Below are 25,784 nucleotides of genomic sequence, written 5' to 3'. Positions count from 1 at the left end.
GCGGGCAACTTGCACCGACCAAGCGGGCAGGCTAGCAAGAAGACCCGTTTCAAGCGAGCTTCCTCCATGCGCCCACACCCTCCCCTAACTCCACTCGTCGCAGCGCTTCCCTCGACGGTGCCTTTTGTTGGTCCCGAGGCGCAGGAGCGCGAGCGTGGCCGCGCCTTTCGCGCCCGCATCGGCGCCAATGAGAGCAGTTTTGGTCCTTCGCCGCGCGTCATCGAGCGCATGGCCGGAATTGCCCGCGACATGTGGATGTATTGCGATCCCGACAATCACGACCTGAAAGTGGCGGCCGCCGTGCATCACGGCGTCAAGGTCGAAAACGTCGTGGTCGGCGAAGGCATAGACGGTCTGCTCAGCCTGGTGGCACGCATGTATGTGGCGCCCGGCGATGCCGTGGTCACCTCGCTCGGCGCCTATCCGACCTTCAACTTCCATGTCGCCGGTGTCGGCGGACGGCTGGTCACCGTCCCCTATGAGAACGACAGGGAAAGCCTGGACGGCCTGCTCGCGGCTGTGCGCAAGGACAAGGCACCGCTGGTCTATCTGTCCAATCCGGACAACCCGATGGGCAGCTGGTGGGAGGCGGGCGAGCTCATCCGCTTCATCGAGGCGCTGCCGGAAGCCACCATGCTGGTGCTCGACGAGGCCTATGGCGAACTCGGACCAGCCTCGGCACTGCCGCCGATCGATATCTCGCGTCCGAACATCATCCGCATGCGCACCTTCTCGAAGGCCTACGGGCTCGCCGGCATACGCTGCGGCTATGCGGTGGCCGAGGCCCAGGTGATCCGCGATTTCGAGAAGATCCGCAACCACTACGGCGTCAGCCGCATGGCGCAGATCGCCGGCGTCGAGGCGCTTGCCGATCAGGACTATCTGCAGAGTGTGGTGGCGCAGGTCGCGGCCGGCCGCCGACGCATCGCCGGCATAGCCGAACAGAACGGGCTGAAGCCGCTGGCCTCGGCAACCAATTTCGTCACCATCGACTGTGGTGGCGACGGCGCCTTCGCGCTGAAAGTGCTGCAGGGCCTGCTGTCACGCGACGTCTTCATCCGCAAGCCGATGGTACCAGTGCTCGACCGCTGCATCCGCGTCAGCGTCGGCCTGGAACACGAACTGGACATTTTCGCCGACGAACTGCCCGGCGCGCTGGCGGCAGCACGAGGGAATTAGAGCTGTTCCATCCAATGGAATCGGGATGGAACATTCTTGTTTCAGCGTGATCTTTTCCGAAAACCGGCACCCACTTTTCGGGATCATGCAAGGCCGGGTCGCGCTTACAAATCCAGCTCCCAGGTCTGGCCGGTCAAGTCCTTGCCGAAGCTGTGGTGGTGCTCCTCCGAGACCAGCTTGAAACCGGCACGCTCATAGATCGCGCGCGCCGCGACGAGGATGTCGTTGGTCCACAGCACCAATCGCTTGTAGCCGCAGGCGCGGGCCTGGCTCACGCATTCCGCGACCAGGCGCTTGCCGATGCCCAGGCCGCGCGCCGCCGCCTCGACATGCAGCATCCTCAGCTTGGCCACCTCGTCGTCCAGATGAACCAGGAACACCGCGCCAACTGGCTCTCCGCTGCCGCGCTCGGCAATCCAGCAGAAATCGCGGCCCGGCACGAAATTTCGGATGAAGTCGGCGCCGATTTCGGCAAGCATGGCTTCGAACTCGATGCTCCAGTCATATTCATCGGCGTAGAGCTGGGCCTGCCGCTGCACGACCCAGCCGACGTCGCCGACGCGGTGCGGCCGCAAGGTCACCTCGCCGTTTTCGCTGGCGGGATCACCCAGCAATTGCCCGGCCTTGCGCAAGGCGCCGCCCAGTTCGTGCAGCCTGTCGTCGGGGATGCTTTCGATCAGCCGCGCCGTGTCCCGGTCAGCCGCGGCCTGAAGCCCCGCAAGAGCGGCCTCGCCCCTGGACGTCAGCGAGAGAACCCTTCGGCGCCGGTCGGCGGGATCCGTCCGGGCCTCGGTCAGGCCCTCACCGGCGAACTTGCGCAAGATCCGCGTCAGATAGGCGGCGTCGACACGCAATTGGCTGGCGATTTCGGAGGCCGCCGGGCCGTTCTCCAGCCGAAATGCTCCGGCCAGGAAACCGCGTTCGCCGGCGATCTCGGCCGAAGCCGGGCGGCTGTGGAGGCCGAGTTCGAACAGCACCCGCGCCTCGGTCAAGGTGAACGCGCTCTGGGTCAAGGTCTCGTCGAGAAGGCCGACGGTGCGGGTGTAGAACCGGTTGAAGTGGCGGATCTGCGCCACCAATGCTTTGCGTTCGTCCAACATCTGCGTCCAACCCCGCTATGGCAGCTTCATTTTCCCAAATTAATGGACTGAGTCAACTAAATTTCAAAAGCCGAAGAGCCCGACGTCGTGCGCGCAATTCAGGTTGCATTCCCTGAGCCATGCGCCAGATTCCAGGGAGACAGGCTTGGAGAGATTTCATGGCTGGTCATCGCAGGGAAGTACGGGCGCGCGTCTACGGCAATGTGCAAGGCGTCGGCTTCAGGATCTGGGTTCGGGGCGAGGCCACAAGCCTTGGCCTTGCGGGCTGGGTTCGCAATGAAGCCGACGGGACTGTAACGACCCAGATTGCGGGACCCGATGAAGCGATCTCGACAATGATCGATCGACTGTGGAAAGGGCCGTCCGAGGCTTCGGTCTCCAGGGTCGACGTCGAGGAGTTGGCTGCCGGAAACGCTTCTGTCGAGTTCAGGATTGTCGCATGACGATGGATTTGGTTCGATCCCTCTTGAATTAATTGAACGTTCGTTTTATTATCGTCCCGCAAAGGGGCTGACATGGCGCGCACCACCGGATCCGATGGCGAAAAGACCGAAGCGACCATCCGCGAGGCGGCCGTCAATCTGATCGCGCGGTTTGGCTACGAGGCGATGTCGATGCGTCAGCTCGCCACCGAAGTCGGCGTGCAGGCAGCGGCGCTCTACCGCTATTTTCCGACCAAGGAAGGGCTTCTGTTCACGCTGATGCGCGAGCATATGGAAGGCCTGACCGATGCATGGGAAGCAGCCCGCCCGACCAGCGCGGATCCCGTGCAGCGGCTCGCCGCCTATGTCGAAAACCACATCGTTTTTCATATCGAGCGTCGCCATGCCACGCATGTGTCGAACATGGAATTGCGCAGCCTGTCGCCCGAAAGGCTGACACAGATCCTGCGGATGCGCACGGCTTACGAAAAGGAGCTGCGCGCCATCCTGCGCGATGGCGCCGAGGCCGGCGTCTTCAACATCGATGACACCGGGCTGACAGCCATGGCGCTGATCCAGATGATGACCGGCGTCATCGTCTGGTTTCGTCCGGGCGAGCGGCTGTCGATCACCGAAGTGACGGCGACATATCTTTCAATGACAATGCGTCTGGTTGGCGCCGCATCGACTACAGCGCCGCGCTTCCTTTCGGGCGCGCAAAGGACGCTGTAGCATTTTATTTCGCGCATGATCCCGTTCCGAAAATCAAAGTCGATTTTCGGAGTCATGCGGGCAGGAGGAAGGCATGTACACGAACACGCTCAGCTTCGGGCATGACGAGGATATCGAGGCGCTGCGCGATATGGTGCGGCGCTTCGCCCAGGACAGGATCGCGCCGGTCGCCGCCGATATCGACCGCTCGAACGAATTCCCGGCGCATCTGTGGGGCGAACTTGGCGCGCTCGGGCTGCTCGGCATCACCGCCGATCCCGATTTCGGCGGCAGCGGCATGGGCTATCTTGCGCATGTTATCGCTGTCGAGGAAATCTCCCGCGCCTCGGCTTCCGTCGGCCTTTCCTACGGCGCCCACTCCAATCTCTGCGTCAACCAGATCAACCGCTGGGCGACGCCGGCGCAGAAGGAGAAATATCTCCCTGCCCTGTGCTCGGGCGAGCGCGTCGGTGCGCTGGCGATGTCGGAGTCCGGCGCCGGCTCGGACGTCGTCTCGCTCAAGCTGCACGCCGAAAAGCGCAACGACCGCTATGTGCTCAACGGCACCAAGATGTGGATCACCAACGGGCCGGACGCCGAGACGCTGGTCGTCTATGCCAAGACCGATCCGGATCGGAAATCGCGCGGCATCACCGCCTTCATCGTCGAGAAGGCGATGGCCGGGTTCTCGGTGGCGCAAAAACTCGACAAGTTCGGCATGCGCGGCTCCAACACCGGCGAGTTGGTGTTCGAGAATGTCGAAGTACCGTTCGAAAACGTGCTGCATGAGGAAGGTCGCGGCGTCGAGGTGCTGATGTCGGGCCTCGACTACGAGCGCACCGTGCTCGCCGGCGGGCCGATCGGCCTGATGGCGGCGTGCCTGGACGTGGCGATCCCCTATGTGCACGAGCGCAAGCAGTTCGGCCAGCCGATCGGCGAATTCCAGCTGGTGCAGGGCAAGCTCGCCGACATGTACACGACGATGAACGCCGCGCGCGCCTACGTCTACGCCGTCGCCGCCGCCTGCGATCGCGGCCAGACGACACGCAAGGATGCCGCCGGTTGCGTGCTGTTCGCCGCCGAAAAGGCAACGCTGATGGCGCTCGACGCTCTCCAGTTGCTGGGCGGCAATGGCTATGTCAACGACTATCCGACCGGCCGGTTGCTGCGCGACGCCAAGCTCTACGAAATCGGCGCCGGCACCAGCGAGATTCGCCGCTGGCTGATCGGACGCGAGATCATGGCGGAGGGAGTGTGATACCTGGGAAGAGGATGCCGACGCTTGCCGTATGCAGTCGAAGAGCGCGGATTGCCTGACACGGCAAACACCTATCTCTTGAGCAATTGCAGTATTGCGAGACAAATGAGGCGATAGATGGTTTCGTCATCGGCGAACGCAGTTACAAGGCGAGGAATATTTGCGATGGCTTTGCTTACGTCACTTGCGAGTTTTCTCGGGCGGGCCAAGGCGCAGAAACAGCGCTTCCCAAACATTGCTGAATTCCGAGAGCTTGTAATTGCGGCCCTCAAACGGCAACCGGGCGTCGAGAGTGCCTTTGCGGATCCATCGGATTCCGCCAAGATCAATACGAAAATTGGCGACGTGGACGTAACCTCGGACACTACAAACATATTCGGTTACTTGAACTCATATCCCGAAGAGAATGCCGAAGCTGCCATTGATCGATTTGTCAGAGTCTTGGTGGAGGCGCATCTGGCCAAGGCCGGCGAGAATGATCTTATCGCGGTGATCCGGACCCAACAGTATGTCGATCAACTCGTATCGATGGGCATGGATTTGTTAACCGAGCCGTTGGTCGGCGAACTTGCAATCGTATACATGGCCGACCTTCCCGATTCACTGTCGCCTGTTGCGGAAAAGGACTTTCCGGGCCGGACGCTTTCGGACCTGCGCGGCATCGCACTAGACAATGTGAAGAAATGGTTGCCCAAAATCGTGTCCGACGGCGAACTAAATATAGCTTATCTGTATTATGTCGACGGCAATACGATGCTGTCGACAAGCCTAGTTCTTCTCGACGATTTCTGGCGGTCGATCAAACCACATTTTCCTGGCGACGTTTTGTTTGCATTGCCGCGCCGGGATCAGCTCTTCGTCTTCGATGCAAGCAATCCGCAGGCCCAGAGCGCGGCCAGACAAATGATCGACGTTACATTCAAGGACGGCTTCAATCTGCTGTCCGACAAAATTTTCGAACGTCGCAACGGCAAACTCTTGGCGCAGGTGTAGAGCTGGATATGGCCACATTGCAAACCCAGATCTCCCCGTCCTCCGAGACCTTCCGAGCCAATGCCGAGCGCATGCGGGCTTTGGTCGCCGACATTGCGGACAAGGCTGCAAGCGTCGAGCGCGGTGGCTCGGAGGAGGCACGGGAACGCCACGTCTCGCGCGGCAAGCTGTTGCCGCGCGAGCGCCTTGCGCAGTTGCTGGATGTCGGCTCGCCCTTCCTCGAGATCGGCCAGTTCGCCGCATGGTCAATGTATGGCGAGGAGATTTCCGCGGCCGGCATGATCGCCGGCATCGGCCGCGTCGAAGGCATCGAGGTGATGGTCGTCGTCAACGACGCGACGGTGAAGGGCGGCACCTATTATCCGCTGACGGTGAAGAAGCATCTGCGGGCGCAGGAGATCGCGCTGCAGAACAATTTGCCTTGCATCTATCTGGTCGACAGCGGCGGCGCCAATCTGCCCAACCAGGACGAGGTGTTTCCCGACCGCGAGCATTTCGGCCGTATCTTCTACAACCAGGCCAACATGTCGGCGGCCGGCATCCCGCAGATAGCTTGCGTCATGGGTTCCTGCACGGCGGGCGGCGCTTATGTGCCGGCGATGTCCGACGAGACGATCATGGTGCGCAACCAGGCGACCATCTTCCTCGGCGGCCCGCCGCTGGTGAAAGCGGCCACCGGTGAAGACGTCAGCGCCGAGGACCTCGGCGGCGCGGATGTGCACACGCGGCTTTCCGGCGTTGCCGACCACTATGCGCTGGATGACGACCATGCGCTTGCCATCTGTCGTCGTATCGTCAAGAACCTCAATCGAAATAAGTCTGTAAGCCTGCACTTACAGACATCGATTCCGCCGCTTCACGCAGCCGATGAACTCTACGGCATCGTGCCGACGGACCTGCGCCAGCCCTATGACGTGCGCGAAGTGATTGCGCGCATCGTCGACGGCTCCGAATTCGACGAGTTCAAGCAGAACTACGGCACCACGCTGATCACCGGCTTTGCCCATCTCCATGGCATGCCGGTCGGCATCATCGCCAACAATGGCGTGTTGTTTTCCGAGAGCGCGCTGAAGGGCGCGCACTTCATCGAATTGTGCTGCCAGCGCAAGATCCCGCTGGTCTTCCTGCAGAACATCACCGGCTTCATGGTCGGTCGAAAATACGAAGCGGGCGGCATAGCCAAGGACGGAGCCAAGCTGGTGATGGCGGTGGCCACCGCCAGGGTGCCGAAGGTGACTGTCATCATCGGCGGTTCGTTCGGCGCCGGCAATTACGGCATGTGCGGCCGCGCCTATTCACCGCGCTTCCTGTGGATGTGGCCGAACGCCCGCATCTCGGTGATGGGCGGCGAGCAAGCGGCGACGGTGCTCGCCATGGTCAAGCGCGAAGGCATCGAGCGCAAGGGTGGCGAATGGAGCGCCGAGGAGGAGGCAAAATTCAAGAAGCCGATCCTGATGAAATACGAGCATGAGGGCCATCCGCTCTACTCGTCCGCCCGCCTTTGGGACGACGGCATCATCGACCCGGCGAAAACGCGCGACGTGCTGGCGCTCAGCCTGTCCGCCGCGCTCAACGCCGAGATCGAGGAGACCCGCTTCGGCGTGTTCAGGATGTGACATGAACGACCGTCTGCGGATCCAGGTTCATACCGGCGACATCACCAAGCTGGCGGTCGATGCCATCGTCAACGCCGCCAACACCTCGCTTCTCGGTGGTGGCGGGGTCGATGGCGCTATTCATCGCGCGGCGGGCCGCGAACTCGAGTTCGAATGCCGCATGTTGAATGGATGCAAGGTCGGCGAAGCCAAGATCACCAAGGGCTATAAACTTCCGGCGCGGCACATCATCCACACGGTCGGGCCGGTCTGGCAAGGCGGTGGCAAGGGTGAAGCCGAACTGCTGGCCTCCTGCTATATCAGTTCGCTCGGACTCGCCACGGCCAATGACTGCCGCACCGTGGCGTTTCCGGCGATCTCGACGGGTGTCTACCGCTATCCGAAAGATGAGGCGACGCAGATCGCCGTCGAGACGGTCAGTACGTTCATCGAGAAACGAACAATGCCGGAAGCCGTCACTTTTTGCTGCTTCGACGACCAAACGGCGGAACTATACCGGCAGGCCGTTGCTGCCCTGCGAAAAGGCTGAACTGCATGGACCAACCGATTCACCAGAATAGGCAGCGTCGCATCTCCGCTGGCCAGCTGGCGGCGAGACAAAATATTCCCTATCGCTCATCCTGCACAGTGCAATGGGGACAGGGCGGAAATGAAACTGAAATATCGCCAGAAGACGATTGCTTCGATTCTTGCAAGTTTGCTCATATTCGCAACGCATGGCATCGGCTCGGCGGAATCGCTGGCTGGCAAGATGGGCGACAAGCGGTTTTCTCCGACCTTGTCGCTCGACCCGAAGGAAGCCTGCTACAAATCCTACCTTGCCTATATCGCGGCGAGCGGCCATTCAGCCTACGCCACGACGTTCTATTCACGCGTCGTCGATCTCCACATTTTCTGCAGCGTGAAGCTGAACGCACCTTCGCAGAAGGCCGCCGAGGAGACTGCGTTGCGTATCTGTCGGAGCGGCTTCGTCAGGTGGAAGGTCAAGACCGCAAGCGGCGGCTGCGCGATCGCTGCGTCGAAGTAAGCCGGCGGCCAGACTGGCGCCGCCCGAGGCAGACCCGGGAGGCTCCATGTTCGCCAAGATCCTGATCGCCAATCGCGGCGAGATCGCTTGTCGTGTCATCCGCACGGCGCGCAAGCTGGGCGTGCACACCGTTGCCGTCTATTCGGATGCCGATGCGAAATCCCTGCATGTCGAGATGGCCGACGAAGCCGTGCACATCGGCCCCTCGCCTGTCGGCGAAAGCTATCTGCGTGGCGACAAGATTGTCGCAGCGGCCCTGGCTGCGGGCGCGCAAGCCATTCATCCTGGTTACGGCTTCCTGTCGGAAAACCCCGATTTCGTCGACCAGGTGGTGGCGGCGGGGCTCATCTTCATCGGTCCGTCGGCGGCCTCTATCCGTGCCATGGGACTGAAGGACGCCGCCAAGAGGCTGATGGAAAAGGCCGGCGTGCCGGTGGTGCCGGGCTACCATGGCGAGGCGCAGGAGATCGTGCTGCTGGCTTCCAAGGCACGCGAGATCGGCTATCCCGTGCTGATCAAGGCGCGCGCCGGCGGTGGCGGCAAGGGCATGCGCCGGGTCGAGCATCCCGATGCGTTTTCCGAGGCGCTGTCCAGCGCGCGACGCGAGGCAAAGGCCGCTTTCGGCGATGACCGCGTGCTGGTCGAAAAATATGTCGACAAGCCGCGCCATATCGAAGTGCAGGTGTTCGGCGATAACTTCGGCAATGCGGTGCATCTCTATGAGCGCGACTGCTCGGCACAGCGCCGCCACCAGAAGGTGATCGAGGAAGCCCCCGCACCCGGCATGACACCGGCACTGCGCAAGGCGATGACGGATGCGGCGGTAAAGGCCGCCAAGGCGATCAATTATTCCGGCGCCGGCACCATCGAGTTCATTGTCGATGCCTCGCAAGGCCTGAAGGCCGACCGCTTCTGGTTCATGGAAATGAACACCCGCCTGCAGGTCGAACACCCGGTCACCGAAATGGTCACCGGCACCGACTTGGTCGAATGGCAGTTGCGGGTCGCCAGCGGCGAAAAGCTGCCGAAGACACAGAGCGAGATCGCGCTTTCCGGCCATGCCTTCGAGGCGCGCATCTATGCCGAGGATGCGGCAAAGGGGTTCCTGCCGGCGACTGGCACCTTGCATCATCTGAAGTTTCCGGACGCGGCGGTTGAAGGCGCCACGATGCGCATCGAGACCGGCGTGCGGGCCGGTGATGCCATCTCGCCCTATTACGACCCGATGATCGCCAAGCTGGTCGTCCACGCTAAGGACAGGCAGACGGCCCTGGAAGCGCTCGGCGCGGCGCTGTCGCAAACCGAGATCGCCGGCTCGACCGTCAACACTGCCTTTCTTGTGGCCCTGGCCGCCGATCCGGACTTTGCCGCTGGCGATGTCGACACCGGCTTGATCGCCCGGCATCAACCGGCACTGACCGAGGTCGCGCCGCCGAGCGACGAGACTGTTGCGGCAGCCGCGCTTGCGGCCTCGGGTGCCGGCGCGTTGCCGTCGTCGAGCGACCCCTGGTCGTCGCTTGCCGGCTATGCGCATTTCCACAGCGTGGCACGCCGCACACGGCTGAAGTTCGGCGAAATCGATATCGCGGCAAGGGTTTCGATGCGACCGGACGGGCGGTTCCAGGTGGCGCTGGACGAGCCCTATGACAACGCCAACGCGCATGATTTTCGCGCCACGCCACGCCTCGCCCGCTGGCCTGGCCATATCACCGTGTTCGAAGGCGCTGTTGGCCATACCTTCGCCGTGCCGGACCCGCTGTCTCGGGAGGATGAGGCGGCGGCAGGCGCCGGCAGCCTGCGCGCGCCGATGCCGGGGCTGGTCAAGCTGGTGCGCGCGGCAAAGGGCGATACGGTGATCAAGGGCCAGCCGCTGTTGATCCTTGAAGCGATGAAGATGGAACACACCATCGCCGCGCCGCATGACGGGGTGATCGCCGAGATCGCTACCGAAGGAGCGCAGGTCACCGATGGGACGGTGCTGGTACGGTTCGTCGAAGACCAGAGCACCCCGACCGCGGCCACAAGCTGACAGCCGAAAGCGACGGAGCGCAAAGAAAAATGGCCGGGACGAACCCGGCCGTTTCCTTACGCTTATGTGGTCGCTAGGCGACGATTACTGCGCGATCGGCGCGTATTTGCCATCGTGCCACTGGTTGATGTCGTAGCTGGCGTTCTTGAGGTCGCCCTTCTCGTCGAAGATGACGTTGCCGACAACCGTGCTGATCGGCGTGCCATTCTTCAACGCTTCGGCAACCTTGCCCGGATCGTCGCTGCCGGCGCGCTTGACGCCTTCGGCGAAAGCCTGGACCACCGCGTAGGAGAACAGCGTGAAGCCTTCCGGCACGAAACCGCCGGCCTTGATCTTCTCGACGGCTGCCTTGGCTTCTGGCTTTGCCTGCGGATCCGACGGGAAGACGAACATGGTGCCCTCGCCGGCTGGGCCGGCAACCTGCCAGAATTCCGGCGAAGCGATGGAGTCCGGCATGATCAGCTGGAACTTCAGGTTCTGTTCCGCCGACTGGCGCAGGATCAGGCCGGCTTCAGGATGATAGCCGCCGAAATAAACGACGTCGGCCTTCAGATCCTTGAGCTTGGTGACGAGAGCCGAATAGTCCTTCTCGCCGGCATTGATGCCGTCATAATACACCTCCTTGAGGCCACCGGCATTCATGGTTGCCCTGACGGCGTCGGCCACGCCCTGTCCGTAGGCGCTCTTGTCGTGCAGAACGACGACGTTCTTGCCGGCAAACTTCTTGGCGATCCATGGGCCAATGAAGGCGCCTTGCGCATCGTCACGCGTATAAAGGCGCATGATTGTCGGCCAGCCGGCCTTGGCCGCCGCGTCGGTCAGCACCGGGTTTGACGAGGCCGGGCTCATCATCAGTGCGCCGGCTTCGGCATAGACAGCAGAGGCCGGAATGCTCGAGCCCGAACAGGCGTGGCCATCGATGAACTTGACGCCATCGGCGACGATGCGATTGGCAACCGACACGGCCTGCTTTGGATCGCACTGGTCGTCCTGGATACTCAGCTTGATCTGGCGACCGTCGACACCACCCGCCGCGTTGATCGCGTCAGCAGCGGCCTGTGCGCCCTGCTTGAACTGATCGCCGATGGTGGCGAGTTGTCCGGTCATTGGACCGACCACCGCAAAGGTGATGTCGTCGGCGAATGCGACCGGCGCACTCATCATCAGGCCAAAAACGGCCGCGCTCAAAATACTCATTTTTTTCATGGTGATAGACTCCTCCCACTCACGCGCGGCCGCCCGGCCGCGCTTCTTCCAGAGAGGCGGGACAATTTCATCCTTCACCGGGCCTGTCTAGGCGCATCGGCGGCACTCGATTGGGCCTGCAAGACGTCATCCACGCAAAAAGCCACGCCAGCCTTGTTTCGGCTGGTCGTGGCTTTTTGCTCGTCAAGCGGCCCCAAGCGCCCCCGCGCCCCGAAATCCCGCTCGCCTTCCCCGCATCGCGCGACTGAGCCTGGCCGGCCTGCCGCGTTCTTTTTCTCTTTGTTTGAGCCTGGTTCCGAAAAACCGTGCTCCAGGACCGTCTTGCGCGGCCTCCATTCCGCCGGGTCTGGCCGTCTGTGCGGTCTTGATCCCGGGCTTCCCTGTCTTGGATAGGTCTATCCGCGGTCGGCGGATCTCAGTGCATGGTCATCCATTCGCGGGCTTCGCGAAGCGCCTTGGCGATCTCGACCTTCGACATCGCTGCCGACAGTTCGGAACGCAGTTCCGCAGCGCGGGCCGATCCCTTGATCGCGGCGATGTTGAACCATTTGTGGGCGGCAACGACATCGGTCTCGCAATCGCGGCCGGTCGCATACATCATGCCCAGTTCGAAAAGAATGTCGGCCTGGGCAGTTGCCCCCATGGCGCCGAAGCCTGCTTCAAGCATTTCAAAACGTGCCATTTCAATCCCCTGTTCTTGGCCCTGTCTGGCTCCCGAGAGCTGCCTTCGTTTGTCCTTGCGGGCTGCTCTTCCGATGCTTTCGAGAATGCCGTGGAGGCTTGAATCCGTCGTTAAATGGCGTGCTTAATTTGAGGAAAACAAAGCTAAAACAAGAGGTAAACGCCGAAATTCGTTAAGGATACAAAGCCAGCAATCGGGCCGGTTTTCTTCAAATTCGACGAAAATTTTTGTGGCCGGGATCAACACTCCGCTAACCACGGGAAACAAACACGATCCGCGGATGCTTTCCTTTCTTGCCCGTGCGGCCCGCGTGGGCGTCTTTCAGAATCCCAGAGTCTTACGCCGCGGCACCGCTTTTGTTTTGCCGGGAGCTGGATTAGCTTACGTTTGCGTAAGCGGCAGACCGGCGAGGGCGGAGCGTCGGCCGGATATCCAAAGGGAGGAAGCCCATGTTTCGAAAAGTGAGCCTGGCCCTGGCGGCCACATTGATCATGGCGGGTGCGGCGTGGGCCGATCCGATCGAAGGCAATTGGAAGACACAGGCCGGCGATACGGCAGCGATCGCCGGCAGCGACACGTTTTCCATCACGCTCAAGTCCGGCAAATTTGCCGGTAAGACCATTGGTTCGCTCAAGGCCGCCGGCGACAACAAATATGCCGGCAACATCACCGACCCGGCAAACGACAAGACCTATTCAGGCAAGGCGACATTGTCGGGCACCTCGCTCAAGATGAGCGGCTGCGTGCTTGGCGGACTGATCTGCAAAAGCCAGACCTGGCACAAGCTCTGATCGACCGCATCACTACGACATGAAAACGGGGCCTCGACAGGCCCCGTTTTTATTTGTCCGGGCGTGAGCAGCCCGTGCCTGGTTCGCCTCGCACTGCGCCGGCCGGGGATGACGCCGGCACCGTCAAAATCCAATCAACCAATTTGAACCGCAGATGAACGCCGGCATCAGAGCCGGTTCAGTCGCGCTCGGGCATTCTCCTGCGTGTTGAAGGAGACACGACCAATGCTTGCTCGCCGCTTCACCATCGTCTGCCTGCTGATGAGCCTGTTTGGAATGTTCTTCGCCATCCTCGTCGCCGAAACGGGCCGTCCGGCCCACGCCTGGGACGAAGCCGGCTCCAGGACCTGCCACCTCGCCTGCCCCAACCATCTTCGCAACTGAACAAAGAAACCAAGACCTCGAAAAGAAAAGCAGAACAACATGGACCGCATCGCCGCCAACGCTCTCAAGACCCTTCGGCTTCTGCCGCGGGCGGCGCTTATCCTTATGGTTCTGGCTGCTCCGGTTCTGGCCGTGCCGATGATGCGCGCCGATACCGGTTCGACGATCGAAGCGCCAGCCTTGAGGAAGTCCGGCGTCGGCTTCGTGCTCCTGGTCAGCCTGCAGCGCGGTTGAAGAAAAAGGGCGCTTTGGCCGCCTTCGGTCGCGACACCCCTCCCAAGTGCCGATCCAAGTCTCTATATTGAGCCATGGAAAAGCGAATCTACCCACAAGCCATCGAATCGGTCGTCATGCCGGAGCCTTTTGGCCGGCAAAGCTTTGATAGCCCCAAAAAGGCCGTCGCCGCGCTGCAGGCGTTGTACGACCGCAACACCAAGTTCCTGCGCGATTCCTTTGCGGCGCTGGCGGCAGCGGGTGGCGACAACAGCAAGCGCTACCGCGCCTTCTACCCGGAGATCGGCGTCACCACCAATTCGTTCACCCAGATCGACTCGCGCCAGGCCTACGGCCATATGCCGACGCCGGGACATTTTTCGACCACCGTCACCCAGCCGGGCCTGTTCGAGAGCTACCTGGTCGAGCAGCTGCGCCTGATCATGCGCAACCATGGTGTCGCGGTCACCGTGTCGGAATCGACCACCCCCATCCCGCTGCACTTCGCCTTTCTCGAAGGCACCCATGTCGACGGCTCGGCCGCCGAGCGCATCAAGCGGCCGATCCGCGACCTGTTCGACGTGCCGGACCTCGACGGCACCGACGACCAGATCGCCAACGGCACGTTCGAAGTGGCCTTCGGCGAACCACGGCCATTGGCGCCCTTCACGGCGCAGCGCATCGACTATTCGCTGCACCGTCTGTCGCACTATACGGCGACCACGCCGCAGCATTTCCAGAACTTCGTGCTGTTCACCAATTACCAGTTCTACATCGACGAGTTCGTTGCCCGGGCGCGCGACCTGATGGCCGGCGGCGGCGGCGGATATAGTGAATTCGTCGAGCCGGGCAATGTCATCACCAAGGGCGGGCAAAGCGCACCCGGCGAAGGGGTTGCGCCGCCACGCCTGCCACAGATGCCGGCCTATCATCTGAAGAAGCCGAACCATGGCGGCATCACCATGGTCAATATCGGCGTCGGGCCTTCCAACGCCAAGACGATTACCGACCATATCGCGGTGCTGAGGCCGCATGCCTGGGTCATGCTTGGCCACTGCGCCGGGCTGCGCAACACCCAGGCGCTCGGCGACTATGTGCTGGCGCATGCCTATGTGCGCGAGGATCACGTGCTTGACGACGACCTGCCGGTCTGGGTGCCGATCCCGCCGCTGGCCGAAATCCAGGTGGCGCTGCAGGAGGCGGTTGCCGAAGTCACCGGCCTGTCCGGCTATGACCTCAAGCGCATCATGCGCACCGGCACCGTCGCCACCATCGACAACCGCAACTGGGAGCTGCGCGACCAGCGCGGACCGGTGCAGCGTCTGTCACAGTCGCGCGCCATCGCGCTCGATATGGAATCGGCGACCATCGCGGCCAACGGCTTCCGCTTCCGCGTGCCCTACGGCACGCTGCTGTGCGTTTCGGACAAACCCCTGCATGGCGAACTGAAGCTGCCAGGCATGGCGACCGAGTTCTACAAGCGGCAGGTGGCGCAGCACCTGACCATCGGCATCCGGGCGATGGAGAAACTTGCGGAAATGCCGATGGAGCGGCTGCATTCGCGCAAGCTGAGAAGTTTTTCGGAGACGGCGTTCCAATAGGCTGATCGCGCATCGCCTAAAGCGTGTCGCGTTGAAACCGCCGCGCACCTTTTGGGCGACATGCGTTCGTTTTTACGTATATCGTTGCCCCAAAACCGCTGGGCACTTTTGGGCGACATGCATTTGTTTATGCATGTCGTTGCCCCAAAACTGCTGGGCACTTTTGGGCGACATGCATTGGGCATTTCGTCATCTTGATTGGGCCGCATTTTTGCCGATAACCGTGCAGCACCACAGTTGGCAACCCGTGCAGACCTGACCCGATGAGACGCAGTCGAGACATGGCAGCTTCACTGGCATTCATCGCGATGATGATGTTATCGGTTGCCCTGGTCGCCGGGTTCTTCGGCGCCTTGCACCCAGCCTTCGATTCCTTCTCGCATTTCCGCGTTCACCTTGCCGTGCTGATGGCGCTTTGCGCGCTGCCGCTGCTGGCCACGACATTTCGCCTGCAAGCGGCCGCGGCATTGCTTTTTGCCGTGGCGGCCTTTGCCACCACAATGAGCGCGCTACCACAGCCGTGGCCGGTGGAAGCGGTCGCCAAGCCCGCTGGCCAGATGGTCTACAAGCTGCTGCAGATGAACCTGCGCTACGACAATCCAACGCCGAAGAAGGTGCTGTCGCTGATCGGCCAGACCAATCCCGACGTGATCACCCTCGACGAGGTGTCGGCGATGTGGACGACCGAGCTTGGCTATATCACCAGCGCCTATCCATACCGGATCCTCTGTCCCTACCCCAACGGCATATTCGGCGTGGCGTTGCTCTCCCGGCGACCCTTTGCGGCCGGCACCGAACCGCATTGCGAGCGGCGCGGCGCCATGGCGACGGCGACCGTCGATTTCGGCGGCATTGGCGTCGACGTCGCGGCGATCCATCTCAGTTGGCCTTGGCCACGCGAACAGCACTGGCAGATCGGTGAGCTTACCGAATCGCTCTCCTCGCTCGGCGAGACGGCCATCATGGCGGGCGACTGCAACGCCGTGCCATGGAGCGCCGCCGTGCGCCGCGTCGCCGCGCTCGGCGGGCTGACCGTCATGCCATCCGCCGGACCGACCTGGACATACATCAAGCTGCCGGACTTCCTGCGGCGTTTCGCCGGCCTGCCGATCGACCAGGTTTTCAGCAAGGGCGGCGTGACCATTCATTCCGCGACACGGCTGGAAGAAACCGGCTCGGACCACCTGCCGGTGCTGGTCGAGTTCTCGCTCAGGCTAAACGAGCAAAAGCCGACCGACGAACACGAGACCGCGACTGCGTTGCTGACATCGGCCGGAAAATCGCGAAACGGATATCGGGGTTAGAGCCCGTAGAAGATAATCCTTTCCGACAACCGGATTCCACTTTTTGGGATCATGCTCTAAGTCAGAGTTCAGACCCTTGGCGTGTTCGATTTGACATGGCTCGATGGTCCGCCGAAGGTCGGCCCGCTCAACATACGGGGTGCCGTGCATGTCCCCCACCTTCATCGTCAGACGCGCCACGCCAGAAGACGAAGCTGGGGTAAGCGAGTTGCTTCTCGCTTCCTACCCTGGCCTGATGCGCACTGCATACGATCAGACCATTCTTGAAGCTGCGCTGCCTTTGATCACTCGGGCAAACCCTGCGCTGCTTTCGGCTGGCACCTACTATCTCGCGGTCAATGACGATGGCTTTGCCGTCGGCTGCGGCGGTTGGTCCCGGGAACGGCCGGGAAGCTCCGAGGTGGAGCTCGGACTCGCGCACATCCGACATTTCGCCACACGTCCCGAATGTTTGGGCCGTGGGATCGGGCGCCAGCTTTACCGGCGTTGCGAAGAAGATGCACGTTCGTCCGGTGTGCGCTGTTTCGAATGCCAGGCAAGCCTCAACGCAGAGGGGTTTTATTCAGCCTTGGGCTTCATCTCGGTAAGGCGGATCGAAGTGCGCATTGGCCCTGGGCCGATGTTGCCGTCCGTCCTGATGGAACGGACCATTTGAACGTCAACCGTGGCGCACTGTGCTCGTTCCCGCCGATTGAGTTTTGCCCTTAAGGCCGCTCCAGCGCCTCGACCAGATATTCTACGTGACCGCCTTCCCGGTGTTCGCGCGCGTCGAAGGCATTCTGCCTGGCTTCATAGTCGGCAAAAACCGCGTCGATCCGCCGCCGTGCCTCACGCCGTGCCTTGGAACACTGGGAGTCATTAGGGACTGTCAGGCCCCTGAGCGATTTCTCGGTCGCACTCATCATCTGCCTGGCAATGTCGCCATGGGTCGCCTCATGCGCGCGAACGCCGGCGAAGAACCGCGCCCAGCGCTTGTCGAGGGCCGGCGGGAGGGCGGACACGACACGGGGGTAGGTAAAATTCAGGTTGAGCGTTCCATTGACTTGCCCGATGCGGCAGGTGCCCTTGACCTCAACAAGGTCGAACTCCCAAGCCTTTGTATAGCTGGTCTGTGCGATGGCGCGAGTCATGAAGCCATGCCTCGGCCCGTTGCGGTCCATGGACTCGATCAGAGCCTCTCCGGTCTTGCCGGAGATGTCGTATGTCTGCGTCTTGACCAGGATTTTTACGCCTGCCGATGCAGCCGTCGCGGAACCGCACAAGGCGCCGACGATCGCCAGACCTGAAAGAATGAGCAAGCGCATATCCGGCTCCTTTCCAACGACGATGGGTGGACCGGCGGCACAGTGCCGCCGGCGCGGTCCACTTTACATGCCTTGGTAGACCGGTCCCTCGCCGCCCTGCGGCGGGACCCAGTTGATGTTCTGGTTCGGATCCTTGATGTCGCAAGTCTTGCAGTGGACGCAGTTCTGCGCGTTGATGACGAAGCGCACGTCCTTCGCCGCCGGATCGGCGGCGGCGTTGCCGTCCTTGTCGACCCATTCATAGACGCCGGCCGGACAATAGCGCGTCGAGGGTCCGGCAAAGACATCGTGTTCGGAGCGCTGCTGCAGAGCCATGTCGCCGACCAGCAGATGCACCGGCTCGTTTTCCTCATGATTGGTGTTGGACAGGAACACCGAGGACAAGCGGTCGAAGGTCAGCACGCCATCGGGCTTCGGATAGGCGATCTTCTCGTGCTTGGCGGCCGGCTCAAGTGTCGCATAGTCGGCCTTGCCATGCTTCAGCGTGCCGAAGGGCGAGACACCGAACAGCGTGTTCAGCCACATGTCGAGGCCGCCGAGACCGACGCCGACGATGGTGCCGAAGCGCGACCATAGCGGCTTGACGTTGCGCACCTTCTTCAGGTCCTTGCCGATGTCGGTTGCCCGCCAGGCCGCCTCGTAGGAGGAAAGCTCGTCATTGGCGCGGCCAGCGCCGATCGCCTCTGCGACATGTTCGGCCGCCAGCATGCCGGACAGCACCGCATTGTGCGAGCCCTTGATGCGCGGCACGTTAACGAAGCCGGCCGCGCAGCCCATCAGCGCGCCACCTGGGAACGACAGTTTCGGCACCGACTGCCAGCCGCCTTCGGTGATGGCGCGCGCACCATAGCCGAGGCGCTTAGCGCCCTCGAAGGTGCCTCTGATCGCCGGATGCGTCTTGAAACGCTGGAATTCCTCGAACGGCGACAGCCAGGGGTTCTTGTAATTGAGGTGGAGCACGAAGCCGACCGCCACCTGGTTGTCCTCGAGATGGTAGAGGAACGAGCCGCCGCCGGTCTTCATGTCGAGCGGCCAGCCGAAGGAATGCTGGACCAGGCCCGGCCGGTGGTTCTCCGGCTTGACCTGCCAGAGTTCCTTGAGGCCGATGCCGTATTTGCCGGGCTCGCGGCCATCGGACAGCTTGTATTTGGCGATCAGCTGCTTGGCGAGCGAACCGCGTGCGCCCTCGCCGATCAGCACATATTTGCCCATCAGCGCCATGCCAGGCGCAAAGCCCGGGCCGTGCGTACCGTCCTTCTCGACGCCCATGTCGCCGGTGACGACGCCAGTGACGGCGCCTTCCTCATTGTAAAGCAGGCCGGCGGCAGCAAAGCCCGGATAGATCTCGACGCCAAGCGCCTCGGCCTTGGTCGCCAGCCACCGGCAGACATTGCCCAGCGAAACGATGTAGTTGCCGTGATTGTTCATCAGCGGTGGCATCAGGATATTGGGCAGACGGAACGAGCCGGCCGGGCCAAGCACCAGGAAATGATCATCGGTGACCGGCGTCTTGAACGGGTGGCCTTCCTCGTCGCGCCAGCCCGGCAGCAGCCGGTCGATGCCGATCGGATCGACGACGGCGCCGGAGAGGATATGGGCGCCGACTTCACCGCCCTTTTCCAGGACGACGACCGAGAGGTCCGGATTGACTTGCTTGAGGCGGATGGCGGCGGCGAGGCCGGCCGGGCCGGCGCCGACGACAACCACGTCGAATTCCATGCTTTCGCGTTCGATGTCGCTCATCTACCCCTCCGCACTGGCTTATCCCATTCGGGTATCTTGCTGGCTCCTGCGCTGCATAGCGCATCAATTGGCGACAGGAAACCGGCGCATATGTGACAATACCGTTTTGGCCAAAAAGTCGCGCATCGCGAGGGCTTAGCGGCAAGTTTTGGTCTTGCAGGGCCGTCGGCGCTTACGTTTTTAATTGTTCGACGGCTCGCTTATCGGCCATACTTCATGCCATGCGCATTCCTGGGCCAGGCGGCTTTTCATCGACGCGCTTTCCATCGACGCCCGGCCGGGCCTGCCGGGCGCTTCTTTTGGCCCTTCCGATGCTGGCACCGGGTCACGTCGCCGCGGACGAGGTGAAAGTCTGGGCGACGGGCGCCTACTCTTTCTCCGACGAGCTTGGCGGCTTCCACATCACCGGCGCTTCCGGCATCGGAACGAAAGACGACCCGCTGGTCATCACCGAAGAGCTGAATTCGTCAACGCCGGTGACGCTGACCATCCGCACGACAAAGCCGATCCAGGCTTTCGGTCCGTCTGGCGAATTCGCCAATGGCATCATGTATATGCGCATCGACGTTCTCAACAACAGCGGCCAGGCCTGGGTCGAATTCCAGTTCGAACTGCAGGAAATCCTGAACCAGCCAAGCGTGTTCGGCGACGGACTTTCGTTCGACCAGCGCAACAAGACGCCGGACAATATCTGGTCGAGCAATTTCGCCGATTTCGATCGCGATTTCGAACCCTATGATCGCCTGCTGTTCAAGAACGGCAAGGTCGACCCGCTGAAAACCGCCAGGTTCGAATTCCTGATGACCGACTATACGCCGCGCTGGACCTTCTATCTGGTGCAGGACCCACGCATACCTACGGGCTAGAGCAAGCGGCCAGCCTTGCAAATTCCCGTCATGCGGACGAATGTGCCGCCATGACTGCCGCTTCCCCAAACAACAGACAGGACCTTGCCGACCTGCTGGCCTTTTATGCCAGCGCGGGTGTCGACGAGGCGCTTGAAGACCAGCCGGTGAATCGGTTCGCCGAGGCGCCCAAACCGGCAGAGCGGCCGGTGGCGCCGTCCGCCGACGCCGTTGCGCCACCTGGTTCGTCGCGCCCCGAGCCGGCCGACAGAGCAAATCTTCCGCCCGTGGCGCGTGCACCGTCGATAACCGCTGCGGTTCCCGACGAGGCGCAGGCGGCGCTGGCGCGCCAGTTGGCAACGACGGCAACGACCCTGGACGAGCTTCGCCAGCACATGGCGGCCTTCGACGGCTGCAATCTGAAGGCCACCGCCAAGAACCTGGTGTTCGCCGACGGCAACCCGGAGGCCGCCGTCATGCTGGTGGGCGAGGCGCCCGGCCGCGACGAGGACATCGAGGGCCTGCCCTTCGTCGGCCGCTCGGGCCGGCTGCTCGACCGCATGCTGGCGGCGATCGGGCTCGACCGCACTTCGGTCTATATCGCCAACGTCATTCCGTGGCGACCGCCGGGCAATCGCACGCCGACGCCGCACGAGACCGAGATTTGCCGGCCGTTCATCGAGCGGCAGATCGAGCTGGTCAATCCGAAGGTGCTGATCAACCTCGGCGGCCCGTCAGCCAAGACCTTGCTCAACACTTCGGAAGGTATCTTGCGGCTGCGCGGCAACTGGCGCGTCCACACGACAGCTGCCGGCATCGCCATCCCGGCCATGCCAACGCTGCATCCGGCCTATCTCCTGCGAACCCCTGCGCACAAGAAGCTGGCATGGCGGGATTTTCTCGAGGTGAAGGCGAAACTGCGGGCACTTGGTTGAAGCGCGGCAGCTCTTCCCTTCTCCCCTTGTGGGGAGGGACAGGGCCATAACCTCCCAGGTAATTGAAATGCATCCACTGCCAGCCTAACCGTGCCCCCATGACAACACCCCAAAATTCCGCCGGCAGCCTTATCCGGGAATGGCGCACCCGCCGTCGCATGAGCCAGCTCGACCTCGCCATGGAAGCCGAAATCTCGCAGCGCCATCTGAGCTTCGTCGAGAGCGGGCGTGCCGCGCCCTCGCGCGACATGGTGCTGCATCTGGCCGAGCAATTGTCGATCCCGCTCCGGCAGCGCAACCAGTTGTTGCTTGCCGCAGGCTTTGCGCCGAGCTTCGGCGAACGGTCGCTCAACGACACGACGCTGGCGCCAGCGATGGCGGCGGTCGACATCGTGCTCAAGGGACACGAGCCCTTCCCGGCGCTCGCCGTCGACAGGCACTGGAACCTGGTTTCGGCGAATGCCGCCATTGCTCCCTTCCTTGCCGATGTCAGCGAGGCTTCGCTGCTGACGCCGCCGGTCAACGTGCTTCGGCTCAGCCTGCATCCGGGCGGCGTCGCACCGCGCATCGTCAATCTCCAGGAATGGCGCACGCACCTGCTCGAGCGTCTCAAGCACCAGAACGACGCCAGCGGCGATCCGGTGCTGATCGACCTGGAGCGCGAACTGCGGACTTATCCGTCCGGCTTGAACGGCAGCCGGCCGGCGCCGGTCGAGCCGAATGCCATCGTGCACCCGCTAAGGCTGGCGCATGGCGATCAGGTGCTGTCGTTCATCAGCACCATCACGGTGTTCGGTACGCCGCTCGACGTGACGCTGTCGGAACTGGCGATCGAATCGTTTTTCCCGGCCGACGAACAGACGAGGACGGTGCTGGTGCGGCTGGCGAAGGAGCGAGCCGAACGATCATAGTCACCCCTGAGGCAGAGTCGCCCTTCGCGTGCGGGTGCGCTCCAGACCAAGCTGGCGCTCGCGCCAGATGATGAAGATGCCTGCAGCGACGACAATCAGGCCGCCGACCAGCATGTTGAGGGTGGCAACGTCGCCAAAGACGAGATAACCGACAACGACGCCAAGGATCATCGAGGTGTATTCGAAGGGTGCCACGACCGAGGCTTCGGCATGGCGATAGGCCGAAGTCATCAGGATCTGGCCGAGGCCGCCGCAGAAGCCGGCGGCAACCAGAAGAGCCGCCTGGAGCGGCGTCAGCGCCTGCCAGCCGAACGGCAGCGACAGCAGTGCCATGACGCTCGCCGTCACCGAAAACCACAGCACGATGGTCGCGGTGCGTTCGCTTTGCACGAGATTGCGCACCAGCAGCATGGCGACGGCCGAGATCGCCGCCGCGACAAGAGCGGCGATGACGCCGAGCACCTCCTGGTCGTCAAGCGCCTCGTCGGAACTCAGCAGCGTCAGTTCCGGCCAGGAGATGATCAGCACGCCGACCAGCCCGACGGCGACCGCGCTCCAGCGATAGACGCGGATGGCTTCGCCGAGGAAGATCGAGCTGAACACCACCACCAGAAGCGGCTGCGCGTAGTTCAGCGTGATCGCCTCCGGCAGCGGCAGCCGCGTCAGCGCGAAAAAGCCAAGTCCCATGGCGCAGACGCCGACCACACCGCGCGCAATGTGATTGAGCGGGCGCTTGGTCGAAAACGCAGTCCCGAGTTTTCCCTTGAAGGCGAGAAAGGCAATGATCGGAAAGATGGCGAAGAAGGAGCGAAAGAAGACGATCTGCCCCGCCGGAACGGTGCCCGCCGCCTTGATGCAGGTCGACATGCCGACGAAGACCGCCACCGAAACGATCTTGAGCGTGATGCCGGTGAGCGTGCTGTGCCCGACAGCATGGTCATCGGGTGCTACGGCCTGACCTGGTTTTGCTGTCACGAGTTCGATCCATCCCGATTTAGCCGGGATGGATCTCTATCTTCTTGTTCGACCATGATCTTTTCCGAAAACCGGTTCCCACTTTTCGGTATCATGGTCTAGCCGCTTCCTGGATCGTTGCCCAGATGCGCGCCGGCGTCGCCGGCATGTCGATGTGCTTGACACCGTAGGCGCGCCAGAGCGCGTCCGTCACCGCGTTGAGTGCCGCCGGTGTCGAGCCGATGGTGCCGGCTTCGCCCGCCCCCTTGATGCCGAGCGCATTGGTGGTCGAAGGCACGTTGCGGGTCTCGAAATGGAAGAACGGGAAATTGTCGGCGCGCGGCATGGCGTAGTCCATGAAGCTCGCCGTCAGGAGCTGTCCGTCCTCACCATAGATGGTGTCCTCGGTCAGCGCCTGGCCAATGCCTTGCACCACGCCGCCATGAACCTGACCGGCGAGCAGGATCGGATTCACGGTGACGCCGAAATCGTCGACGATGGTGTAGCGGACGATGTCGGTGGTGCCGGTGTCCGGGTCGATCTCGACCTCGCAGATATGGGTGCCGTTGGGATAGGTGCACTCGTCCTGCACGAATTCGCCGAACCCCTTGAGATCATCCGGCGTCCTGGCGGCCTTGGCGATGGCGGAAAAATCGATCGTACGGTCGGTGCCGACGATGCGGGCAACGCCATCAGACAATTCGATGTCGCCGGCCGAGGCCTCCAGCTCGTCGGCGGCGATGCGCTTGATCTTGTTGGCCAGATCCTCGCCGGCGCGCGACGCCGAAACGCCGCCGAGCGGAATGGAGCGCGAGCCGCCAGTGCCGCCGCCAGCCTTTAGCTCATCGGTATCGCCCTGGCGGACATGGATCTTGTCGATGTCGAGATTGAGCTTTTCCGACAGGAACTGCGCGTAGGCGGTGGCATGCCCCTGCCCGTTGGTCTGGGTGCCGATCTTCAGCGTCACCGTGCCGTCGCCGTTGAGTTCGACAAAGGCCGGTTCCGACCCCGGAAAGGCGCAGGCCTCGATATAGGTCGCCATGCCGAGGCCGCGGATCTTTCCACCGGCTTTCGACTGTTCGAGCCGCTGCGGAAAGCCCTTCCATTCCGCCTGTTCGATGGCGCGGGTCATGTGGCCTTCAAACTCGCCGGTGTCGTAGAGACGGCCGGTCTGCGTGCGGTATGGAAACTGCTCGGGCCGGATGAAATTGCGGCGCCGGATTTCTTCGACGGGCAGACCCAGATCGTGGGCGCAGGCATCGACTAGCTTTTCCAGCAGGAACGCCGCTTCCGGCCGGCCCGCGCCGCGATAGGCATCGACCGGGCAGGTGTTGGTGTAGAGGCCGGTGACCGACACGTCGAGCGCCTGGATGTCGTAGACGCCGGTCGACATGGTGACGCCGATATACGGAATGTAGGGACCGTATTGCGAGACATAGGCGCCCATATTGGCGAGCAGGTCCACCTTCATGCCAAGGAAGCGGCCATCCTTGTCCAGCGCCATCTCGGCCTTCACGACATTGTCGCGGCCTTGCGCGTCGGTCAGGAAGTGCTCGGTGCGGTCGCCGGCCCATTTCACCGGACGGCCAAGCCGCTTCGCCGCCTCGAGCACCAGCGGGTATTCGCGGTAGACGAAGCTCTTCGGCCCGAAACCGCCGCCGACATCCGGCGTGATGACACGCAGCTGGTCCTTCTTGATCTTGAACAGGCTGGCCAGGATGTACTGCATGGAATGCACGCCCTGTGACCCCGTGGTCAGCACGAAGCGGTTCTCCTGAACGTTCCACTCGCCGATCGCCGAGCGCGGCTCCATGTAGTTGCAGACCAGCCGGTTGTTGACGAATTCGATGCGGGTGACATGGGCGGCTTTGGCGAAAGCCGCGTCCGTCTTTTTCTTGTCGCCCGTATGGTAGCTGAAGGCCCGATTCGAGCCGAGTTCCGGCCAGACCAGCGGCGTGCCTTCGGCGAGCGCCGTCGCCGTTCCGGACGCTGCATCTTCGCTGTCATAGTCGACGTCGATCAGTTCGGCGGCATCCTGCGCCAAAGCGCGGCTGTCGGCGACCACGAAGGCAACGGCGTCGCCGACATAGTTGACGCGGTCACGGCACAGGACCGGAATGTCGCGAGTTGGTGCCTTGGTGCCGTCCGGCTGTTCCTGCATGACGCCGGACCTGAGATCGCCGAGATGGGCAAGGTCCTTGCCGATCAGGACCAGATGCACGCCGGGTGCTGCCTTCGCCGCCTCGGTCGAACCGATGGTGAAGCTGGCCTTGGCGACCGGCGAGCGCAGGACATAGCCATGCAGGACGCCAGCCGGCTGGATGTCGTCGGTGTAGCGGCCCTGGCCCTGGATGAAGGCAGCATCCTCGCGCCGCAGCACGGATGCGCCCATCCCGAATTTCGGCGTGACGACGGTCATGGAGGCCTCGTGATGATGAATGGGAGGAGGAACGCCTGAAATAGGCGCCGTCTCAGTTTTGTCGAGGGGCTGTTTCGTGTAAAGAGCGCGGACTTCAATTTTCTTGGACCAGCGGAAACAACCCGCCGCCAACGCAATCGACAGGAAAACCCACGGA

25 protein-coding genes are annotated in these 25,784 nt (G+C 62.4%); 18 read left to right on the top strand and 7 right to left on the bottom strand.

The features are described from left to right. Positions 1 to 66 precede the first annotated feature (66 nt). Positions 67 to 1,179, top strand: a complete 1,113-nt coding sequence (locus AC0ZT5_RS03175; protein ID WP_488495225.1) for a pyridoxal phosphate-dependent aminotransferase — start codon at positions 67 to 69, stop codon at positions 1,177 to 1,179. A 104-nt stretch (positions 1,180 to 1,283) separates the two neighbouring features. Here the strand turns inward: AC0ZT5_RS03175 and AC0ZT5_RS03170 are convergent, their stop codons facing one another. Next, positions 1,284 to 2,279 carry a bifunctional helix-turn-helix transcriptional regulator/GNAT family N-acetyltransferase gene (locus AC0ZT5_RS03170; RefSeq protein WP_488495224.1) on the bottom strand — a complete coding sequence of 332 codons (996 nt, stop codon included), beginning with the start codon at positions 2,277 to 2,279 and terminating at the stop codon, positions 1,284 to 1,286. 158 nt (positions 2,280 to 2,437) lie between these two features. On the opposite strand from AC0ZT5_RS03170, the gene AC0ZT5_RS03165 reads away from it, so the two are divergent. From AC0ZT5_RS03165 to AC0ZT5_RS03130, 8 genes are all read left to right on the top strand, one after another. Further along, entirely contained in the window at positions 2,438 to 2,722 is a 285-nt protein-coding gene (locus AC0ZT5_RS03165; RefSeq protein ID WP_477283316.1) for an acylphosphatase, read from the top strand. Positions 2,723 to 2,794: 72 nt separating this feature from the next. Further along, a complete protein-coding gene (locus tag AC0ZT5_RS03160) occupies positions 2,795 to 3,433 on the top strand; it encodes a TetR/AcrR family transcriptional regulator (protein WP_488495223.1) in 639 nt (212 codons plus the stop codon). A gap of 73 nt (positions 3,434 to 3,506) precedes the next feature. Beyond that, on the top strand, positions 3,507 to 4,670 hold the full coding sequence (locus tag AC0ZT5_RS03155) for an isovaleryl-CoA dehydrogenase (protein WP_488495222.1): 1,164 nt from the start codon (positions 3,507 to 3,509) through the stop codon (positions 4,668 to 4,670). Between the two features lie 165 nt (positions 4,671 to 4,835). After that, complete coding sequence (locus AC0ZT5_RS03150) at positions 4,836 to 5,663, top strand: DUF1444 family protein (protein WP_488495221.1); 828 nt, start codon at positions 4,836 to 4,838, stop codon at positions 5,661 to 5,663. Positions 5,664 to 5,671: 8 nt separating this feature from the next. Then, positions 5,672 to 7,279: a carboxyl transferase domain-containing protein gene (locus tag AC0ZT5_RS03145; protein ID WP_488495220.1), complete on the top strand. Its 1,608-nt coding sequence runs from the start codon at positions 5,672 to 5,674 to the stop codon at positions 7,277 to 7,279. Between the two features lies 1 nt (position 7,280). Next, positions 7,281 to 7,808 (top strand): O-acetyl-ADP-ribose deacetylase, encoded by a 528-nt coding sequence (locus AC0ZT5_RS03140; protein ID WP_488495219.1) that lies wholly within the window; start codon positions 7,281 to 7,283, stop codon positions 7,806 to 7,808. Positions 7,809 to 7,928: 120 nt separating this feature from the next. Then, positions 7,929 to 8,306, top strand: coding sequence for a hypothetical protein (locus AC0ZT5_RS03135; RefSeq protein ID WP_488495218.1), 378 nt, complete (start codon positions 7,929 to 7,931; stop codon positions 8,304 to 8,306). 46 nt (positions 8,307 to 8,352) lie between these two features. Beyond that, positions 8,353 to 10,335: an acetyl/propionyl/methylcrotonyl-CoA carboxylase subunit alpha gene (locus tag AC0ZT5_RS03130; protein WP_488495217.1), complete on the top strand. Its 1,983-nt coding sequence runs from the start codon at positions 8,353 to 8,355 to the stop codon at positions 10,333 to 10,335. Between the two features lie 84 nt (positions 10,336 to 10,419). Here the strand turns inward: AC0ZT5_RS03130 and AC0ZT5_RS03125 are convergent, their stop codons facing one another. Together AC0ZT5_RS03125 and AC0ZT5_RS03120 are read right to left on the bottom strand one after the other, a co-directional pair. Beyond that, complete coding sequence (locus AC0ZT5_RS03125) at positions 10,420 to 11,541, bottom strand: ABC transporter substrate-binding protein (protein ID WP_488495216.1); 1,122 nt, start codon at positions 11,539 to 11,541, stop codon at positions 10,420 to 10,422. Positions 11,542 to 11,956: 415 nt separating this feature from the next. Further along, the gene (locus tag AC0ZT5_RS03120; RefSeq protein ID WP_010915070.1) at positions 11,957 to 12,223 is read right to left on the bottom strand and encodes an SEL1-like repeat protein; all 267 of its coding nucleotides are present in this window, start codon (positions 12,221 to 12,223) and stop codon (positions 11,957 to 11,959) included. A 449-nt stretch (positions 12,224 to 12,672) separates the two neighbouring features. On the opposite strand from AC0ZT5_RS03120, the gene AC0ZT5_RS03115 reads away from it, so the two are divergent. From AC0ZT5_RS03115 to AC0ZT5_RS03090, 6 genes are all read left to right on the top strand, one after another. After that, entirely contained in the window at positions 12,673 to 13,014 is a 342-nt protein-coding gene (locus AC0ZT5_RS03115) for a DUF2147 domain-containing protein (protein WP_184871246.1), read from the top strand. A 225-nt stretch (positions 13,015 to 13,239) separates the two neighbouring features. Further along, a complete protein-coding gene (locus tag AC0ZT5_RS03110) occupies positions 13,240 to 13,398 on the top strand; it encodes a hypothetical protein (RefSeq protein ID WP_488495215.1) in 159 nt (52 codons plus the stop codon). A gap of 39 nt (positions 13,399 to 13,437) precedes the next feature. Next, entirely contained in the window at positions 13,438 to 13,632 is a 195-nt protein-coding gene (locus AC0ZT5_RS03105; protein WP_488495214.1) for a hypothetical protein, read from the top strand. A gap of 116 nt (positions 13,633 to 13,748) precedes the next feature. Further along, positions 13,749 to 15,212, top strand: a complete 1,464-nt coding sequence (locus AC0ZT5_RS03100) for an AMP nucleosidase (protein WP_488495213.1) — start codon at positions 13,749 to 13,751, stop codon at positions 15,210 to 15,212. Positions 15,213 to 15,493: 281 nt separating this feature from the next. After that, positions 15,494 to 16,516 carry an endonuclease/exonuclease/phosphatase family protein gene (locus AC0ZT5_RS03095; RefSeq protein WP_488495212.1) on the top strand — a complete coding sequence of 341 codons (1,023 nt, stop codon included), beginning with the start codon at positions 15,494 to 15,496 and terminating at the stop codon, positions 16,514 to 16,516. Positions 16,517 to 16,664: 148 nt separating this feature from the next. Continuing rightward, on the top strand, positions 16,665 to 17,171 hold the full coding sequence (locus tag AC0ZT5_RS03090; RefSeq protein WP_488495211.1) for a GNAT family N-acetyltransferase: 507 nt from the start codon (positions 16,665 to 16,667) through the stop codon (positions 17,169 to 17,171). 49 nt (positions 17,172 to 17,220) lie between these two features. Here the strand turns inward: AC0ZT5_RS03090 and AC0ZT5_RS03085 are convergent, their stop codons facing one another. Then, positions 17,221 to 17,820 carry a DUF922 domain-containing protein gene (locus tag AC0ZT5_RS03085; RefSeq protein WP_488495210.1) on the bottom strand — a complete coding sequence of 200 codons (600 nt, stop codon included), beginning with the start codon at positions 17,818 to 17,820 and terminating at the stop codon, positions 17,221 to 17,223. Positions 17,821 to 17,883: 63 nt separating this feature from the next. Further along, positions 17,884 to 19,563, bottom strand: coding sequence for an electron transfer flavoprotein-ubiquinone oxidoreductase (locus AC0ZT5_RS03080; protein WP_488495209.1), 1,680 nt, complete (start codon positions 19,561 to 19,563; stop codon positions 17,884 to 17,886). A gap of 221 nt (positions 19,564 to 19,784) precedes the next feature. Between AC0ZT5_RS03080 and AC0ZT5_RS03075 the strand changes: the two genes are divergently transcribed. The 3 genes from AC0ZT5_RS03075 to AC0ZT5_RS03065 all read left to right on the top strand — a co-directional run bounded on the left by AC0ZT5_RS03075 (position 19,785) and on the right by AC0ZT5_RS03065 (position 22,254). Continuing rightward, positions 19,785 to 20,429, top strand: a complete 645-nt coding sequence (locus AC0ZT5_RS03075; protein ID WP_477283347.1) for a hypothetical protein — start codon at positions 19,785 to 19,787, stop codon at positions 20,427 to 20,429. A gap of 50 nt (positions 20,430 to 20,479) precedes the next feature. Then, a complete protein-coding gene (locus AC0ZT5_RS03070; RefSeq protein WP_488495208.1) occupies positions 20,480 to 21,343 on the top strand; it encodes a uracil-DNA glycosylase in 864 nt (287 codons plus the stop codon). A 98-nt stretch (positions 21,344 to 21,441) separates the two neighbouring features. Beyond that, the gene (locus tag AC0ZT5_RS03065; protein WP_488495207.1) at positions 21,442 to 22,254 is read left to right on the top strand and encodes a helix-turn-helix domain-containing protein; all 813 of its coding nucleotides are present in this window, start codon (positions 21,442 to 21,444) and stop codon (positions 22,252 to 22,254) included. Here the strand turns inward: AC0ZT5_RS03065 and AC0ZT5_RS03060 are convergent, their stop codons facing one another. Then, positions 22,255 to 23,229, bottom strand: coding sequence for a DMT family transporter (locus AC0ZT5_RS03060; RefSeq protein ID WP_488495206.1), 975 nt, complete (start codon positions 23,227 to 23,229; stop codon positions 22,255 to 22,257). A gap of 91 nt (positions 23,230 to 23,320) precedes the next feature. After that, positions 23,321 to 25,627 carry a xanthine dehydrogenase family protein molybdopterin-binding subunit gene (locus AC0ZT5_RS03055; protein ID WP_488495205.1) on the bottom strand — a complete coding sequence of 769 codons (2,307 nt, stop codon included), beginning with the start codon at positions 25,625 to 25,627 and terminating at the stop codon, positions 23,321 to 23,323. Positions 25,628 to 25,784 lie beyond the last annotated feature (157 nt).

The organism is Mesorhizobium sp. CNPSo 4670, from assembly GCF_057784235.1.
This window is presented reverse-complemented; position numbering and strand designations above follow the sequence as displayed.